Origin of the sequence: Natrononativus amylolyticus (assembly GCF_024362525.1) — an archaeon.
GTDB classification, from domain to species: Archaea; Halobacteriota; Halobacteria; order Halobacteriales; family Natrialbaceae; genus Natrononativus; species Natrononativus amylolyticus.
The window spans coordinates 2,704,301-2,719,089 of the sequence record NZ_CP101458.1 but is presented as its reverse complement, the minus strand read 5'-3'; the positions used below and the strand labels follow the sequence as shown (position 1 = coordinate 2,719,089).

13 protein-coding genes and 1 riboswitch are annotated in these 14,789 nt (G+C 68.8%); of the genes, 5 read left to right on the top strand and 8 right to left on the bottom strand.

Annotation, left to right across the window (positions count from 1 at the left end; all coding sequences use genetic code 11):
* Window positions 1–52: 52 nt before the first annotated feature.
* From NMQ11_RS14130 to NMQ11_RS14105, 6 genes are all read right to left on the bottom strand, one after another.
* Entirely contained in the window at window positions 53–1,186 is a 1,134-nt protein-coding gene (locus NMQ11_RS14130; RefSeq protein WP_255169095.1) for a thiamine ABC transporter substrate-binding protein, read from the bottom strand.
* A gap of 55 nt (window positions 1,187–1,241) precedes the next feature.
* On the bottom strand, window positions 1,242–2,996 hold the full coding sequence (locus NMQ11_RS14125; protein ID WP_255169094.1) for an asparagine synthase-related protein: 1,755 nt from the start codon (window positions 2,994–2,996) through the stop codon (window positions 1,242–1,244).
* Between the two features lie 79 nt (window positions 2,997–3,075).
* Window positions 3,076–5,037: an AMP-dependent synthetase/ligase gene (locus tag NMQ11_RS14120; protein ID WP_255169093.1), complete on the bottom strand. Its 1,962-nt coding sequence runs from the start codon at window positions 5,035–5,037 to the stop codon at window positions 3,076–3,078.
* A gap of 135 nt (window positions 5,038–5,172) precedes the next feature.
* Window positions 5,173–7,155 carry an AMP-dependent synthetase/ligase gene (locus NMQ11_RS14115; protein WP_255169092.1) on the bottom strand — a complete coding sequence of 661 codons (1,983 nt, stop codon included), beginning with the start codon at window positions 7,153–7,155 and terminating at the stop codon, window positions 5,173–5,175.
* Between the two features lie 113 nt (window positions 7,156–7,268).
* Window positions 7,269–8,048 carry an SDR family oxidoreductase gene (locus NMQ11_RS14110; protein WP_255169091.1) on the bottom strand — a complete coding sequence of 260 codons (780 nt, stop codon included), beginning with the start codon at window positions 8,046–8,048 and terminating at the stop codon, window positions 7,269–7,271.
* Window positions 8,049–8,097: 49 nt separating this feature from the next.
* The gene (locus NMQ11_RS14105) at window positions 8,098–9,021 is read right to left on the bottom strand and encodes an MBL fold metallo-hydrolase (RefSeq protein ID WP_255169090.1); all 924 of its coding nucleotides are present in this window, start codon (window positions 9,019–9,021) and stop codon (window positions 8,098–8,100) included.
* Between the two features lie 135 nt (window positions 9,022–9,156).
* Between NMQ11_RS14105 and NMQ11_RS14100 the strand changes: the two genes are divergently transcribed.
* Window positions 9,157–9,816, top strand: a complete 660-nt coding sequence (locus tag NMQ11_RS14100) for a helix-turn-helix domain-containing protein (RefSeq protein ID WP_255169089.1) — start codon at window positions 9,157–9,159, stop codon at window positions 9,814–9,816.
* Between the two features lie 19 nt (window positions 9,817–9,835).
* Here the strand turns inward: NMQ11_RS14100 and NMQ11_RS14095 are convergent, their stop codons facing one another.
* Window positions 9,836–10,237, bottom strand: a complete 402-nt coding sequence (locus NMQ11_RS14095; protein ID WP_255169088.1) for a hypothetical protein — start codon at window positions 10,235–10,237, stop codon at window positions 9,836–9,838.
* Window positions 10,238–10,269: 32 nt separating this feature from the next.
* Window positions 10,270–11,172 carry a cation diffusion facilitator family transporter gene (locus tag NMQ11_RS14090; RefSeq protein WP_255169087.1) on the bottom strand — a complete coding sequence of 301 codons (903 nt, stop codon included), beginning with the start codon at window positions 11,170–11,172 and terminating at the stop codon, window positions 10,270–10,272.
* A gap of 91 nt (window positions 11,173–11,263) precedes the next feature.
* Window positions 11,264–11,330, top strand: a riboswitch (Fluoride riboswitch).
* 5 nt (window positions 11,331–11,335) lie between these two features.
* Between NMQ11_RS14090 and NMQ11_RS14085 the strand changes: the two genes are divergently transcribed.
* The 4 genes from NMQ11_RS14085 to serS all read left to right on the top strand — a co-directional run bounded on the left by NMQ11_RS14085 (window position 11,336) and on the right by serS (window position 14,739).
* Complete coding sequence (locus NMQ11_RS14085; protein ID WP_255169086.1) at window positions 11,336–11,725, top strand: CrcB family protein; 390 nt, start codon at window positions 11,336–11,338, stop codon at window positions 11,723–11,725.
* Window positions 11,722–12,084 carry a fluoride efflux transporter FluC gene (locus NMQ11_RS14080; RefSeq protein ID WP_255169085.1) on the top strand — a complete coding sequence of 121 codons (363 nt, stop codon included), beginning with the start codon at window positions 11,722–11,724 and terminating at the stop codon, window positions 12,082–12,084. Before NMQ11_RS14085 ends, NMQ11_RS14080 begins: the two co-directional genes overlap by 4 nt.
* Window positions 12,085–12,284: 200 nt before the next feature.
* Window positions 12,285–13,289 carry a potassium channel family protein gene (locus tag NMQ11_RS14075; protein WP_255169084.1) on the top strand — a complete coding sequence of 335 codons (1,005 nt, stop codon included), beginning with the start codon at window positions 12,285–12,287 and terminating at the stop codon, window positions 13,287–13,289.
* A gap of 70 nt (window positions 13,290–13,359) precedes the next feature.
* Window positions 13,360–14,739 carry a serine--tRNA ligase gene (serS, locus tag NMQ11_RS14070; protein ID WP_255169083.1) on the top strand — a complete coding sequence of 460 codons (1,380 nt, stop codon included), beginning with the start codon at window positions 13,360–13,362 and terminating at the stop codon, window positions 14,737–14,739.
* Window positions 14,740–14,789 lie beyond the last annotated feature (50 nt).

The following is a 14,789-nucleotide window of genomic DNA, read 5'->3' as shown; positions in this document are numbered from 1 at the left end:
GAGAGCGCCGCCGCTCGCTCGAGGAGGGTGTCGACCGCGCGTCGCCGTCGTCTCAGCGGCCACCGGCGATCTCGCGACCCCACTCGTCGACCCAGTCGTCGAGGTTGCCCGAGAGCTCCTCGTAGTCGAAGAAGACGATCTCGTCGGGCTCCTCGGCGTACTCCCGGTAGACCTCCGGCGGGGTCGTCTCCTGGTTGACCGGCCCGGTGACGTTCCGCTCGGCGATCCCCGCCTGGATCTCCGGCTCGAGGATGAAATCCATGAACTCGTAGGCGAGCTCCTCGTTCGACGCGTCGGCGAATGGGGCCATTCCGAGCATGTTGGCGTAGGCTTCGCCGTCGAGGAAGCCGACCTGGTGTTTCTCGAGGTCGTTGCCGGCGCGCTTCGCGTACACCCGGTCGTTCGAGTAGGAGACGACGACCGGAATCTCGTCGTTCTCGAACTGGGGGTAGAGGTCGCTCCAGGAGTTGACGATGCGGGCGTCGTTGTCGAGCAGGTCGTTCCAGTACTCGAGGTAGCCGTCCTCGCCGAACTCGTTGATCGTCCACAGCAAGAACAGCAGGCCGGTCGTCCCCTCCTGGGGATTCGGCAGACCGAAGCGGCCCTTGTACTGGTCCTCGAGCAGCGCCTCGAAGCTCCCCGGATTCTCGACCTCGTGGCCGTTGTAGACGAGACTACAGAAGCTCCGGTAGGAGGGGATCGCCCGCCCCTCGGGGTCGAAGTAATACTCCTCGCCGATGTCCGCGGCGTGGTCGAGTCGGCTCTCGTCGGTTTCCGCGAGCAGCCCCCCGTCGGTGCTCTGGTCGATCCGGACGAGGTCGTGGGGTCGAACGCCGAGGTAGACGTCGGCGTCGATGCCCGCGTCGGCGTTGTGGCGCTCGATGAAGTAGTTCACCTCCTGGTCGGGGGCGCTCCACTCGAGGGTCGCGTCGAAGCGTTCGTCGAACTGCTCTTTGACCCACTCGCCCGCGCTGTCGCTCGGGGCGTCGATGAACGAACCGTACGTCGCGACGGTGAGCGTGTCGGCGCCGTCGTCTCCGTTCGCGCCGCCGTCGTCGCTGGTTTCGGTGTCGTCGCTCGTATCGTCGGCGCCGTTTTCACCCTCGTCGTCGACCTCGCTGATACAGCCGGCGACGCCGAGCGTCGCCGTCGTCACGCCGCTCGCGAGGAACGTTCGTCGCTTCATTACTCTGTGGTGGTAGCCGGTGATACGTAAGGGCCGCGGTCCCGGTCGAAACACGTCAGTCGACTGTACGTTCGTCGCACGCCGTCGCCGCGATCCCCTCGAAATTCGGTTCCGCGTCGGGCGCAGTCAGCTCGAGTCGCCCCGTCGCCTCGAGGACCCGGAGCGCGTACAGGTTCCGAAACGGCGGCAGGCGGTCCCACGTCGCGGAATCGACGATCGCATCCCAGGCCAGCGGGTGGTTCCCCCGCGTCGTCCACCCAGATCTCGAGACCTGGAACGGCGGCGCCCAGTCGCCGCCGCGCTCGGCGAACTGTCGTTCGGGGGTGTGCCGGCAGAGCGCCAGCAGCCGATCGGACGGCGACAGGCTCCGGTCGGTCAGCGCGACTCGCTCCAGGGGGACGTCCGCGGCCCGCCGATAGCACTCGCGCGCGAGGGCGGCGTGGGCGGCCTTTCCGCGGCGGTCCTCGAGGCCGACGCCCGCCCACGCGCGGACGTACGCCGGGTCCCAGAGCGGCAGCCACCAGTCGACGCCGCAGTCTTCGTACACCCGTAAGTCGCCGGCGGTGAACGTCGCCATCCGGCCGCGCCACTCCCAGCGCTCGTAGGCGGCCGCGGCGGCCGCCGGGCCGTCGACGTCGCTCGGTTCGCGCCCGCCGATCAGTCCCCGTCGGATCCGATCGCGGACCGCGAGATCGAACGCCCGGTCGCTCGTATCGCGCCGCCAGAGCACGTAGTGGCTCTCGAGGACGTACTCGAGAAGGCCCTCGAGCGACGGCTCGACGACCTCCCCACCGTCTTCGGCAGCGACGTCGGCGTCGACGGCCGGCCCGCAGCCCGCGTCCCCGCTGCTCCCGGTCGAAGCGGCCTCGCCGGCGAACCGCGGCAGCCGCTCGCTCGGCGTGGCGACGGTGTGACCGGGGCAGTAGAGGGCGTCTTCGGGGAGCCGGTCGGCCTCGAGCAGCCGCCGGAGCGCCGGCCACTCCGCGAGGAAGGGGAGGGCGTCGCCGCCGAACGCTCGCTCGCGGTAGCGCTCACCCGCGGGGCCGTGGTACAGGTCGCGCCACAGCGTCCGATCGTACTCGCAGAACTCCCAGCGGATCCCGAGGCGGGCGGCGACCTCGCGGCTCACCTCCACGTCGGGGTGACCCGACCGGCCGAACGTGTAGGCGATCACCTCGCGACCGCGGGCGGCGAGCGCGGCCGCGAGCAGCCGCGAGTCGTAGCCGCCCGACAGCGGGACGACGACGGGCCGGTCGCCGGCGACGGTCTCGAGCCGGTCGAGGGCGGTTTCGAAGGCGCCCTCGAGCGACGGCCCCCCGCTCTCGTCGCGGGAACCGGTGGGCCAGTACTCCCGGTAGGTCTCCCGAACCGGTTTCGAACCCGCCTCGAGTGCCACGACCTCGCCCGGCTGCGTCGCCAGCACGCCCCGCCAGATCGTCTCGGGCCCGGTCACGTACCGCGTGAGCACGAACTCGCTCTCGGTGATCCGGTCGCGCCGGGCGCCCACCGCGTCGCGGACGAGCCGTCCGCGGTCGCTGATCGCGGTCCCTGCCGCGTCGTAGTAGAGGGGAATCGAGCGCGTGCCGTCCGCGACGAGGTAGGTGGTCTCACCGGCCTCGAGGACCGCCCCGTAGAACCCCTCGAGGTCGGCGGCGACGGCGGCGACGGACTCGAGGCCCCCGGTCGCGGCGTCCGCGAGCCGGGCGGCGAGAGCGCGGCCCTCGAGGAGCCGGTCGCCGTCGAACGCCCGGCCGCGAACCGCGGCCTCCGGGAGGCGGGTCCAGCCGTCGGCGCGAAGGGACAGGTGCATATCTACCCGTGGCTCGAGGGGACACTTATACTGCCCGCTGGCGCGGTTCGCGGCGCCGACTCGCCACCCCGGCGCCGACTCAGCCCGTCGCCTCCGCGGGCTCGCCGCCGGTCGGCTCGTCGTAGATGTCCGCGACCTCCTCGGCGAACTTCTCGAGGATCACCCGGCGCTTCTTCTTCATCGTGGGGGTGAGCATCTCGTTCTCCTCGGTGAACTCCTCGGGGACGAGCTGGAACTGCTTGATCCGCTCGTAGGACTCGAAGTCCTCGTTGACGGCGTCGACCTCCGCCTGGACCAACGCCTCGACCTCCGGGTGCTCGACGAGCGGCTCGTCGTCGGCCGCGTCGACGGCGTCTCTGAGGTACTCGAAGTTCGGAACGAGTAACGCGCCGACGAACTTCTCGCCGTCGCCGATCACCATACACTGCTCGACGACCTGGCTGTCGGCGAAGGCGTCCTCGAGGGGGGCGGGCGCGACGTTCTTGCCCGTCGAGAGCACGAGAATCTGTTTCGCGCGCTCGCGGAACTCGATGTAGTCGTCCGGGCGGATGGTGACGATGTCGCCGGTTCGGAACCAGCGCTCGCCGTCTTCCTCGAAGAACGCCTCGGCGGTCTTCCCGGGTTTGTTCCAGTAGCCCCGGGCCACGTTCGGCCCGCTGACGAGCAGTTCGCCGGTTTCGCCGTCGGCGTCGGCGGCGGCGTCCCCGCCCACGCTCGGATCGACTTTCACCTCACAGTCCGGCACCGGCAGACCGATGGTGCCGATCTTGGGCTCCTCGGGCGGGTTCGTCGTGACGACCGGCGACGTCTCCGTGAGGCCGTATCCCTCGAGGATCGGGAGCCCCATCCCGTGATACAGCGTACAGAGGTCGGCCGAGAGCGTGCCGCCGCCGCTGACGAGGAACTCGACGTTTCCGCCCAGCGCCTCCTTGACCTGCGAGAAGACGAGTTTGTCGGCGATCCGCATCTTCGTCTCGAGGGTTCTCCCGGGACTGTCCGCGCGGTAGTACTCCCGGCTCACCTCGGTGGCCCACTCGAAGATGCGCTCTTTGACCGACGACTCGCTCGCCTGCTCGCGGATCGCGTCGTAGATCTTCTCGTACACCCGCGGGACGCTCGTCGCCGTCGTGGGACCGACGAGCTGGAAGTCCTCTTTGAGGGTGTCCGAACTCTCGGCGTAGGCGACGCAGGCGCCGGAGGCGAACATCAGGAAGTGGCCGGCGGTGCGCTCGAAGACGTGCGCCAGCGGCAGGAACGACACCGTCTGAGTCGACTCGTCGATCGCCGGCATGTCGTCCGGTTTGTCGGGCCGGGGCCCGTACCGGCGGTACACCTGGTTGACGTTCACCCGGAAGTTGCGGTGGGTGAGTTCGACGCCCTTGGGTTGGCCCGTGGTGCCGCTCGTGTAGATCAGACTCGCCAGGTCGTCCGGGGTCCGCTCCTCGAGCCACTCCCGATACCGGTCCTCGTCGAACGTCTCTCGTCCCCGCTCGTAAACGTCCGCGAGCGTGTGAACCCGGTCGTCGTCGGCGTGGGCCCCGCCGAGTTCGTCGATCGAGACGACGAACTCGAGGTCGTCCGCGGCCTCGAGCACCCGGTCGGCGAGGGCGGCGTTCTCGACGACGACGCCGGTTGCGCCGGGATCGGAGAGCAGGTACCGGACCTGCCTGGTCGAGGAGTTTCGGTAGATCGTCGTCACGACCGCGCCCGCGGCGAGCAGCGCGAAATCGGACTGCGCCCACTCCACGCGGGTGTCGGCGAAGATGGCGACGCGGTCGCCGACCTCGACGCCGAGGTCGCGGAAGCCGGTGGCGAGGTGGCGAACGATCTCGCGCATCTCCGCGTAGGACAGCGGTGCAAACTCGCCGTCTGGAGCCGACTCGAACGCCACCCCGGCGAGCGACCGGTCGTAGATCCCGCCTTTGTACCGCTGGGCCGGCCGGTCGGCGTTGCGGTCGACCGCCTTCTCGAACATTTGCGCGAGCGTATCGGTCTCGAGTACGTCGCTATCGAACTCCCGCTCTGCGTCCCTCCAGTCCATGGCTTGTCGTACCAAGGTCGTTGTCTATCATCAATGATTCGGCTCATTCGACGCCGAATCGGAGCGCCGGCGGGTATCGGGACGACGTCAACGGCGTTCGGCTCGCGTTTCCTCGCTCGAGCGGCGGCGGTCCGCTCAGTCGGCGTAGATGTCCGCGACGCGCTCGTCGAACGACCGGCGGATCACGCGGCGCTTCTTCTTCATCGTGGGGGTGAGCATCTCGTTCTCCTCGGTGAACTCCTCGTGGACGAGCCGGAACTCCTTGATCCGCTCGTGGCGCTCGAAGCCCTCGTTGACCCGCTCGACCTCCCTGCCCACGTACGACCGGACGCGCTCGTCGGCACAGAGGTCCCGCTCGTCGTCCGGGAGGTCGATCCCCTCCTCGGCGGCCCACGCCCGGACGCCCTCGAAGTTCGGGACGATCAGTGCGCCGACGAACTTCTCGCCGTCGCCAACGACCATACACTGCTCGACGACCTCGCTCGCGGCGAAGGCGTCCTCGAGTGGGGCGGGCGCGACGTTCTTGCCCGTCGAGAGCACGAGGATCTGTTTCGCGCGCTCGCGGAACTCGACGTAGCCGTCGGGCCGGAGGTGGACGATATCGCCGGTTCGGAACCAGCGCTCGCCGTCGGCCGACTCCTCCTCGCGGCCCGGAACGTTCCCGGTGAACGCCTGCTCGGTCGCCTCCGGCCGATTCCAGTAACCGCTCGTCACGTTCGGCCCGCTGACGAGCAGTTCGCCGACCCGGCCCGGATCGTCCTCGAACACCGACTGGTCGACGACCGACTCGTCGACCTCGAGTTCGACGTCGACGAGCGCGGGGCCGATGGTGCCGATCTTCGGCTCCTCGGGCGGGTTGACGGCGACGACCGGGGCGGTTTCGGTGAGGCCGTACCCCTCGAAGATCGGGAGCCCCATCCCGTGATAGAGGGTACAGAGTTCGGGCGAGAGGCTGCCGCCGCCGCTGATCAGCATCTCGACGTTGCCGCCGAGCGCCTCTTCGACCTGCGAGAAGACGAGCGTGTCCGCGACGGCGCGTTTGCCCGAGAGTACCGGCCCCGGCTCGTCGGCCGCCTGGTAGGCCCGGCCGACCTCGACGGCCCACTCGAAGATGCGCTCTTTGACCGACGACTCGCTCGCCCCCTCGCGGATCGCGTCGTAAATCTTCTCGTACACCCGCGGGACGCTCGTCGCGGCCGTGGGGCCGACCGCGCCGAAGTCGTCCTTCAGCGTGTCCGAACTCTCGGCGTAGGCGACGCAGGCGCCGGAGGCGAACATCAGGAAGTGACCGGCGGTGCGCTCGAAGACGTGTGCCAGCGGCAGGAACGACACCGTCTGAGTCGACTCGTCGATCGCGGGGACGTCGTCGGGTTTGTCGGGGCGCGGGCCGAATCGCTTTCGAATGCCGTTGACGTTCGACCGGAAGTTGCGGTGGGTGAGCTCGACGCCCTTGGGCTGGCCCGTAGTGCCGCTCGTGTAGATCAGACTCGCCAGATCGTCCATCGCGGGCGCGTCGACGCGCTCCTGGTAGGCCTCGAGGTCGAACGCCTCCTCTCCGCGGGCGTAGACGTCCGCGAGCTCGTAGACGCCCTCGCGGTCGTCGTACTCGCCGCCGAGCCGATCCATCGAGACGACGAACTCCAGCTCGAGGTCGTCCGCGGTCTCGAGCACCCGGTCGGCGAGGGCGGCGTTCTCGACGACGACGCCGGTTGCGCCGGGATCGGAGAGCAGGTAGCGGACCTGCTCGGGCGAGGAACTCTCGTAGACGGTGGTGACGACCGCGCCCGCGGCGAGCAGCGCGAAATCGGACTGCGCCCACTCCACGCGGGTGTCGGCGAAGATGGCGACGCGGTCGCCGACCTCGACGCCGAGGTCGCGAAAGCCCGCCGAGAGGGTGCGAACGATCCCGCGCATCTCCGCGTAGGAGATCGCCCGAAACGAACCCGGCGCGGCGGCGGGAAGCGCCGCGTCGGCGAGCGACCGGTCGTAGACGCCGCCTTTGTACCGCTGGGCCGGTCTGTTCGCGTTGCGTTCCGCCGCGTCCTCGAACAGCCGTCCCAGCGTCGTCTCCCCGATCACCGCGTCCGTGTACTCCCGTTCGGCGTCCCGCCAGTTCATACTCGCGTGACAGCACCTCCCGTGCGATAAAACGGCGGGAACTCCTCGTCCACGAGTCGAGGTTTATTCGGCGGAGCCGTGCGACGTTGGACCAGCGGAAGCAAGCGTCCGTATCAGGCCGTGTTGAGCTGACCGCCGTCGACGACGATCGACTCCGCGGTGACGTAGCTCGCGAGGTCGCTCGCGAGGAACGTCGCGACGCTGGCGACGTCTTCGGGGGTCCCGAAGCGCCGCAACGGGATCGTCTCCATCGTCTCCTCGCCCTCCTCGGTGCCGACGATCGGGAAGTCGCTGCGGGTCATCTCGGTCTCGATGACCCCCGGGTGGATCGCGTTCACCCGAACACCGTGCGGGCCGAGTTCGGCCGCCAGTCCGTAAGTGAGCAGGCGAACGCCCCCCTTCGCGACGTTGTACGGCGAGATGTTCGGGTAGCCGACCATCCCGGCGGCGCTCGACATGTTGATGATGCTACCGCCTTCTCCGCGCTCGAGCAGCCGGTCGGCGGCGACCTGGCAGCCGAAATACACGCCGTCAAGGTTGATCGACCGGAGCCGGTCGTACTCCTCGCGGTCTATCTCCTGGATCGGGGCGACGGGGCCGACGATCCCCGCGTTGTTCACCATCACGTCCAGTCCGCCGAACTCGTCGGCGGCGTCGACCGAGGCCTCGAGATCCGCCCGGTCGGTCACGTCGCACTCGACGAACCGCGTGTCGGCGCCGGTTTCGTCGGCGATCCACTCGTGGGTCGGCGTCCCCTCCTCCCGCGGGGCCTCCTGGACGTCGGCGACGACGACGCTCGCGCCGTGGCGGGCGTAGGTGTGGGCGATCTCGCGACCGATTCCGCTGGCCGCGCCGGTGACGACCGCTGTCCTGTCGGAGAGTAGTTCGGGCATAGCCATCCCACACCACCCACCGGCAAAATCGTTACACCGCCGCGAGCGGTCAGCGGTCCCGGTAGTCGAGGTAGCCGAGGACCCCGCGGACGTTCATCGCCGTCTCGGCACGGGCCTTGCGCTCGCCCCAGACCGCGTCGACGTCCGTCTCGCGCGAGAGCGCCTCGATCACGGCGTCGTCGTCCGCGAGTTCCTCGCGGGCGGCTTCGACCTCGCCGACCCACCGCGTGAGCACGCGCTCGTACTCCTCGAGGACGCTCTCGAGGTCGTCGCCGACCTCACGCGGGCCGAAATGGGGGTAACACAGCACGTCGGGGTCGATCTCGGCGATCGTCTCGAGGTCGGCGAGACAGCCATCCAGGTCGAACTGTGAGGGCGGGGAGGTCTCCCTGATCCGCTCGAGACTGGGGACCCAGATGCCGGCGGCGTCGGCGGTGAACACCGCGTCGTTTGCGGGGTCGGAGAAGACGACCTGGTGGGGGGCGTGGCCGGGTGCCTCGTGGACCCGGAGCTCGTGGGTTCCGAGGTCGATGGCGTCGCCGCCCTCGATCTCGACGAGCCGGTCTTCGGGGACCGGCTTCGGCTCGGCGTAGAACTCCCACTGGTCACCGACGGCGGCCTTCGTCCCCTCCACGAGCCGGGTGGGATCGACGAGGTGGGAGGCGCCGACCGACGGCACGTAGACGTCGGCGTTCGGGCACGCATCGGCCAGGTAGCCCGCGCCGCCGGCGTGATCCAGGTGGACGTGCGTGACGGCGATCACTTCGAGCTCTTCCCGGTCGATACCGACCGTCTCGAGGGCATCGAGGATCCGTTCGTAGTTGGTGCCGATCCCGGTATCGACGACGGCGGGGCGGTCGTCGTCGAGCACGTAGACCGCGCCGTATTCGGCCGTCTCGTACATTCCCGTATCGACGTAGTAGAGGTCCGAACAGTCGCCCGCCGTAACTTCCTGAACGTCTCCGATGTCCATACGCACACGGCGTCGGGGGAGCCGATAAAGGCTGGGCTCGCTCTCGAGCGCCGGCCGGGCGGTTCGTGACCGGCGTCGGACTCGCGCGTTCTTCGCAGTAGCGGTTATGCTCGCTGGACGCGTACCCCGGGTATCATGGCAACCATCGCAGAGTTTCGCCTGGGAACGGCTGGCACGGCCCTCGGATCGACGCTCACGCAGCATCCGTCGATCGACTGCGAGTTCGAACGCGTCGTCGAATCGGAGCACCCCGCCGTCTGGTTCAGAGACACCGAGCGCGACACCGTCGACGCCGCACTCGAGGCGGATCCGTCGGTCGACCGGTTCGAACCGCTCACCGGCGACGACGGCCGGTGGCTGTACGAGATCGAGTTCGGTGACGAGTTCTGGACACTCGGGGAGCTCTTTCTCTCCCACCGCGGAACCCTGCTCAGCGCGAAGGGGCGAGCCGACGGCTGGGTGTTGCGCGTGCGCTATCCCGACCGCGACTACCTGCGTCTGACCTACGAGGAGCTCCGGGAGACGGACGCCGCGGTCGACGTCGGCCGGATCTACGACCTGACCGAGGAGTCGTCGCTCGAGATCGGACTCACCCCCGAACAGTACGAGGCGCTGACGGCGGCCGTCGAGCACGGCTACTTCGAGATTCCGCGTCGGATCTCGATGCAGAACCTCGCGACCGAGCTCGACATCTCCCACCAGGCGCTCTCCGAGCGGCTCCGGCGGGCCTACGGGACGCTGGCGAACGCCGAGCTCACCGCGGTTTCCGACCCCGAGCCCGCCGAGCTGGACTGACGTCGGCGCAGTCGGTTTCTCACTCCGTCCGTCGAGTCGACGCCCGCTCGCGCCCGACCGCCGCGACGCCGATTCCCACGTAACACAGCCCCAGCAGGCGGGTGAACGGCCGGACCCAGGGCTTCACGGCGACCCGATCGGGGTTTCGATAGGCGAGCCAGAGCGCCCCGCGCAGGAACCGACGCGGCGCGAGGAGGGCCGCGATGCCGAGGAGACCGACGAGTTTCTCGAGCGTCGGCGACCGGCGACCGCGGCGGACGAGCGCGACGGCGGCCAGTCCCTCGAGACGGGCCAGCGGAACCGTCGTCGCCCGCAGTTCGCCCGCACCGGGGGTCTCGAAGGCGAGGCGTTCGCCGGCGGCGATGATTCGTCTCGGGAACAGGAACTCGAGGACGGCGAGCAGCGTGAGGAGTCGGTGCATACCGAATCCGACGCCGGCGAGGGTCAAAAGGCTCACCGCCGTTCGGGGACGTCCTTCCACTCGCCGATCCCCGAGGGGTCGAGGTGGACGTGGGCGTCGCCGACGTCCTCGAGGTCGCGCAGCGAATCGACGAGGTCGGTCTCGATGTCGTGAGCCTGCCGGAACGGCATGTCGCCGTCGACCTCGACGTGAACCTCGACCTCGAGTACCGTCCCGTCGTAGTACACCGCCAGGTCGTGGACGCCCTCGACGTCGGGGTGTGAGCGGAGAATGTGCGTGATCCGCTCGCGTTTTTCACTCGAGGGCGCGGCCCCGATCAGGTAGTCGACGTTCTCGCGGCCGATGACGACCCCCTGGTAGATGACGAGGATGCTGACGAGTCCGCCGGCGACGGGATCGAGCAGGGGCACCCCTAGCAACACGCCGAGGACGCCGACGGCCGCGGCGAAGGAGGTGTAGATGTCGTTGAGGCAGTCCTTCGCGAGCGCCGCGAGCGCCGTCGAGCCGACCTCCTCGTTGACCGCCTCGGTGTAGCGGTAGACGAGGTACATCGTGGCGATCGCGAACGCCAGCGCGACGAGCAGGAGGTAGCTGGGTTCGACGTCGACCCCGAAGACGATCCCCCGGATCGACTCGTACAGCAGGTTCAGTCCGAGCAGCGCGATCACCGCGCCGACGAACAGGGCGGTCAGCGGCTCGATCCGGTCGTGACCGTGGGGGTGGGTGTCGTCGGGTTCGTCGAACGTGCTCCGGCCCCAGACGAGGACGACGACGCTGGCGACGAGGTCGGCCACGGAGTGGGCGGCGTCGGCGATCAGGGCGACACTACCGAAGGTGATGCCGACCGCGCCCTCGACGACGATCTTCACCGCGTTCCCGATCACGTTCGCCCACGAGGCGCGAGCGAAGCGGCGGCGATCCTCGTCTCCGTCCATGGCTGGTTTAGATGGAGTCTAAACTTGTGTCTTTTCCTTCGGAGAGCACGGCGACTTCCGCAATGCTGATGGGACTCTCTCGAGTAGCCCGTCGTAACCGGGCGATGGGGCCCGCCCGATCCAACCGCCGGCACTCGGCTGACGGTCCCTGCACCGACCAGCCATGGCAGACGCCCACCCCCTCGTTCGACTCGAGACGCTCGCACTCATCGGCATCGGCGGCTTCGCCGGCTCGAACCTGCGGTTTTTCGCGTTGGGACAGCTCCCGGAGGTCTATGCGGTGTTGCTCGTCAACGTCCTCGGGAGCCTCGCGCTCGGGTTTCTGGTGTACGAAGCCCAGTACTCCGGAATCGTCGACCGGAAGGCGCGGCTCGTCTTCACCACCGGTTTTCTCTCCTCGCTGACGACCTACAGCACGTTCGCGGTGCAGACGGCGACCGCGGGCGGCCCGCTGCTCGCCCTTGGGATCGTCGCCGCGAACTACGGGATCGGCTTTACGGGCGTGCTCGCCGGCCGCGGCCTCGCGCGGCGGTTCCGGGGTGATCGGCGGTGATCCCGGACCTCGAGCCCGCCCACGTCGTCGGCACCGGCGGCGCGATCGGCGCCCTGCTGCGCCACTGGGTCTACCTCCACGTCACCTGGGAGGACGTCCCGGTGGCGACGCTCGCGGTCAACGTCATCGGGAGCTTCCTCTTCGGCGCGGCGGTGTTCGCTGGCGCTGGAGAGTCGACGATCCAGTTTCTGGGAATCGGGATCTGCGGCTCCTTTACGACGTTCTCGTCGTTTTCGGTCGAAACCGTTCAGATATGGGAGCGCGGCGACCGCAAACTCGCCGCGATCAACGCCGGCGCGAACCTGCTCGTCTCGCTCGCGGCGATCGGCTTCGCCTGGCTGCTCGTGGGGTTCGCGTAGGGACAAACCGGCGACAGGCGCCAAAGAGACCTGTGAGACCGACTCGAGCGGCGGGTACCGGGTACAAAACGCCAAAGTGCGTCGGTGTGGTTTGACTGGCATATGTCTCATCGATCGCCTGTCGTGTCCAGACCGTATCGAACCACCATCGCGGCGTTCGCGACCGTCTTCGAGAGCTGGACGCCGGCTCGGAGCACGCGATGAGTCGCGTATTTCTGGTCCTCGGAGCCATCGTTCTGCTGGCGGCGATCGTCGACATCCTCTGGACGACCCTCTGGGTCGACGGCGGCTCGGGACCGCTCTCGGCGCGGCTGGCCTCCAGGATCTGGAGCGGTCTGCGACGGCTGAGTCGACACCGCCCCAGGATTCGCAGTCTCGCCGGCCCGGTCATCCTCACGGCGACGCTGGCGATGTGGATCGGGCTCATCTGGACCGGCTGGACGTTGCTCTTCGCCGGCGGCCAGAACGCCTTACTCGACACTCAGACCGGCGAGCCGGCCTCGTGGGTGGGGCGGCTCTACTACGTCGCCTACACGATGTTCACGAACGGGAACGGCGACTACACGCCCAACGGGTCGACCTGGGAGCTCGCCAGCTCCTTTACCACCGCGACGGGGATGCTGTTCGTCACCCTCGGCGTCTCCTACGTGCTCTCGGTGCTCGGCGCGGTCTCGGAGAAGCGGGCGTTCGCCAACGGCGTCACCGGCCTCGGCGACCGGGGCGAGGCGTTCGTCCGGGCCAGCTGGTCGCGCGGGGACTTCGAGGGGATCGATCTCCCCCTCGAGAGTCTCGCCTCACAGCTCGATCTGCTCGCCGAACAGCACAAGTCCTACCCGATCCTGCACTACTACCACAGCGAGAACGGTGAACAGGCCTCGGCGATGGCCGTCCCGATCTTCGACGAGGCGCTGACGCTGTACCGTCACGGCGTTCCCGACGAACACCAGCCGCCGGCTCCGCTGGTCGAGGCCGCCCGCTCGAGCGTCGACAGCTACCTCGACACCCTCGACGGCGCGTTCATCGACTCCGCCGACGACGTTCCGCCGCCGCCGGAACTCGAGCGCCTGCGCGAGGAGGGGATCCCAACGGCTCCGGCGGCGGCGTTCGAAGACGACCTCGAGGGGCTGGGCGAGCGACGCCGAAAGCTCCTCGGGATGATCGAGTCCGACGCCCGCCACTGGCCGCCGCTCGAAGAGGGGGAGTGACGGGGTCGCCGTGTGCACCGGTTGCAGACTTCCGACACGGTTTTGGGCGGGCGGCGGGAATCGACGGCCAATGCTCGACCGGACCTACCTGCGCGAGAACCCCGAGGCGGTCGGCGCGGCCCTCGACGACCGGGGCGCCGACGTCGACCTCGAGGCGGTGCTCGCCCTCGACGAGAAGTGGCGAAACCGCAAGAAGCGAGGCGATAGCCTGCGCCACGAGCGAAACGAGATCAGCTCGCGGATCGGCGAGCTGAAACAGGCCGGCGACGAGGAGGCCGCCCAGGAGGCCATCGAGGAGTCCCAGTCGCTGAAAGCCGAGATCGAGAACGTCGAGGAGGAAGCCGCCGCACTCGAGGCCGAACTCGAGGCGGCCTTGCTCGAGTTCCCACAGCTCCCCGACGAGAGCGTCCCGGTCGGCGCGGACGAAACGGACAACGTCGAGCGCCGCCGCTGGGGGTTCGACGACCTCCGCGAGTTGCCCGACGAGATCACCCCGCACTACGATCTCGGGGAGGAACTGGACGTCATCGACGAGGCCCGCGGCGCGAAGACGACCGGCGCCGGCTTCTACTTCCTCAAGGGCGACGGCGCTCGCTTAGAGCACGCGCTGATCCAGTTCATGCTCGACGTTCACCGCGAGCAGGGGTACGTCGACGTCCTGCCGCCGGTGCCGGTCAAGAGTACGGCGATGCGCGGGACCGGCCAGTTCCCCAAGTTCGTCGACGACGCCTACCGGCTGGGCGGGAGCAACGAGGACGCCTACGACGACGAGGACCTCTGGCTCTGTCCGACCGCGGAGGTGTCGGTCACCAACATGTACGTCGACGAGATCCTGCTCGACGACGACCTCCCGTTGAAACACCAGGCCTACAGCCCGAACTTCCGGCGAGAGGCCGGCGAACACGGCACCGAGACCCGCGGGATCGTTCGCGTCCACCAGTTCAACAAGGTCGAACTGGTGAACTTCGTCCGCCCCGAGGAGAGCGGGGAGCGCCTCGAGAGCCTCGTCGGCGAGGCCGAGGAGGTCCTCCGTCGGCTCGGGCTTCCGTACCGGATCCTCGAGCTGTGTACCGGCGACCTCGGCTTCGCCAGCGCGAAGACCTACGACATCGAGGCCTGGGCGCCCGGCGACGACATGGAGGACGGCCCCGAGGAGGGCGGTCGCTGGCTCGAGGTCTCGAGCGCCTCGAACTTCGAGGCGTTCCAGTCCCGACGCGCCGGCCTGCGCTACCGCCCCGAGCGTCACGAGTCGGCCGAGTACCTCCACACGCTGAACGCCTCCGGGCTGGCGCTGCCGCGGGTGATGGTCGCGATCCTCGAGTACTACCAGAACGAGGACGGAACCGTGACGATTCCCGAGGCGCTGCGCCCCTACATGGGCGGCCAGGAGGTCATCGAGGGCCACGAGAAGGTCGGCGAGAGCGCGCTGGGAGCGGGCGAGCGGGAGTGACCGACGTCCGGCGCGAGTTATACCCCCGTTTCACCCCGCTGAAAACGCTC

What these genes read in the sequence shown, in the direction of transcription:
- NMQ11_RS14130 (WP_255169095.1), bottom strand. Translation starts at nt 1,186, where the DNA reads ATGAAGCGACGAACGTTCCTCGCGAGCGGCGTGACGACGGCGACGCTC.
- NMQ11_RS14125 (WP_255169094.1), bottom strand. Translation starts at nt 2,996, where the DNA reads ATGCACCTGTCCCTTCGCGCCGACGGCTGGACCCGCCTCCCGGAGGCC.
- NMQ11_RS14120 (WP_255169093.1), bottom strand. Translation starts at nt 5,037, where the DNA reads ATGGACTGGAGGGACGCAGAGCGGGAGTTCGATAGCGACGTACTCGAG.
- NMQ11_RS14115 (WP_255169092.1), bottom strand. Translation starts at nt 7,155, where the DNA reads ATGAACTGGCGGGACGCCGAACGGGAGTACACGGACGCGGTGATCGGG.
- NMQ11_RS14110 (WP_255169091.1), bottom strand. Translation starts at nt 8,048, where the DNA reads ATGCCCGAACTACTCTCCGACAGGACAGCGGTCGTCACCGGCGCGGCC.
- NMQ11_RS14105 (WP_255169090.1), bottom strand. Translation starts at nt 9,021, where the DNA reads ATGGACATCGGAGACGTTCAGGAAGTTACGGCGGGCGACTGTTCGGAC.
- NMQ11_RS14100 (WP_255169089.1), top strand. Translation starts at nt 9,157, where the DNA reads ATGGCAACCATCGCAGAGTTTCGCCTGGGAACGGCTGGCACGGCCCTC.
- NMQ11_RS14095 (WP_255169088.1), bottom strand. Translation starts at nt 10,237, where the DNA reads ATGCACCGACTCCTCACGCTGCTCGCCGTCCTCGAGTTCCTGTTCCCG.
- NMQ11_RS14090 (WP_255169087.1), bottom strand. Translation starts at nt 11,172, where the DNA reads ATGGACGGAGACGAGGATCGCCGCCGCTTCGCTCGCGCCTCGTGGGCG.
- NMQ11_RS14085 (WP_255169086.1), top strand. Translation starts at nt 11,336, where the DNA reads ATGGCAGACGCCCACCCCCTCGTTCGACTCGAGACGCTCGCACTCATC.
- NMQ11_RS14075 (WP_255169084.1), top strand. Translation starts at nt 12,285, where the DNA reads ATGAGTCGCGTATTTCTGGTCCTCGGAGCCATCGTTCTGCTGGCGGCG.
- serS (WP_255169083.1), top strand. Translation starts at nt 13,360, where the DNA reads ATGCTCGACCGGACCTACCTGCGCGAGAACCCCGAGGCGGTCGGCGCG.